This is a genomic window from Rhizobium sophoriradicis, from assembly GCF_003939025.1.
GTDB classification, from domain to species: domain Bacteria; phylum Pseudomonadota; class Alphaproteobacteria; order Rhizobiales; family Rhizobiaceae; genus Rhizobium; species Rhizobium sophoriradicis.
Map to the genome: position 1 here is coordinate 1 of NZ_RQIH01000058.1, position 1,068 is coordinate 1,068.

1 protein-coding gene is annotated in these 1,068 nt (G+C 61.0%); it reads right to left on the reverse strand.

Translation table 11 applies throughout. The features are described from left to right. Positions 1 to 1,068 (reverse strand): Ulp1 family isopeptidase (locus tag EFR00_RS32775; RefSeq protein WP_245421421.1); only part of this gene is annotated, 1,068 nt, incomplete at both ends.

A 1,068-nucleotide genomic window follows, 5' to 3' on the forward strand; every position in this document is an offset into this window, starting at 1 on the left:
TGCCTGATGGCCCCAGAGTGGCCGTGTAGGGCACACCATGGATAGTGATGCTGGTCTGGGGGTTGTCCGCGCTCGGCAGCAACTCAAGCCAGGACATTGCAAGCCGAAGGCCAGCCGGTGCCGGTTGATTGCGGTGTTGCCAGCTCGGAGGGACAGCTTCTCCCAAGTCGTCCACAGGCAGCGTGTACTGTGGGGTGCCGAAGATCGATGCCCCCAAGCTTTGCTCCCATGGTGCGTCTGGCGGATTGACGCTTTGCACCGGTGAATAGGCGGCTGACGGCAAATCCTGCCGGAAGGGCGCTGTATTCCAGCTATCGGGAAGCTGGCCTGATTGAGTCACTCCATGCCAAAACTCTGCGGGATCGGCGATCTGTGTGGAGGACTCCGGTCCAGCCGCCGCAGCCCCCGCTCGATCACCGTTGGGCGCGGTGCTCAGACGTCGTTGGAGTTGCTCCCGATCGGCGACGAGGTTGTCGAGGTGCAGCACGGCTGGCCGGCCTCTTCGCGCCAGTCGTCTAACGAGCGCCCGCGTGCCGTCAACCACGAAGACTCCGCAATCATAGTCGTTGCGCTGTTGGGTCATGCGGACGGGCTCCAGACGGGTACCCAACCTTTGTGCGAGCATTGCTGCAAACTCGTTGTTCTGGCCCCGGAAGGAGTCATAGTGATAGGCAGCCGGCCCCTCGCGGTTGCGACGGTCAACGAGTAGCAGCGACCAATGGGTGCCCCGGTGATCAGGATCCGAAGCACTGGCATCGCTCACTGGAAGGAACAGGAAGTCGGCTGTATCTCTTCCATTCTGATCATTAACGATGCGCTGGAAAGCGCTCAGCGCGGTCCTCTCATCGCCCAGGCGCAGATGATAATGGGCTATCAGGGGATCGATAAGCCGCGTCCTGGCGGCGAGATCCGGATCGTTTCGCTGCAAGTCCTGCATTAGCAGCTCATAATCCGTCTGGATATGCTGGTCGCCCAGCCATTCGGTATGGTCGAGCGACAATCCGCTGCGGCCTTCGATCGATGGATCAACCTGCTGCAGCGGCGAAGTTGATCTGAACTCGGCACGTG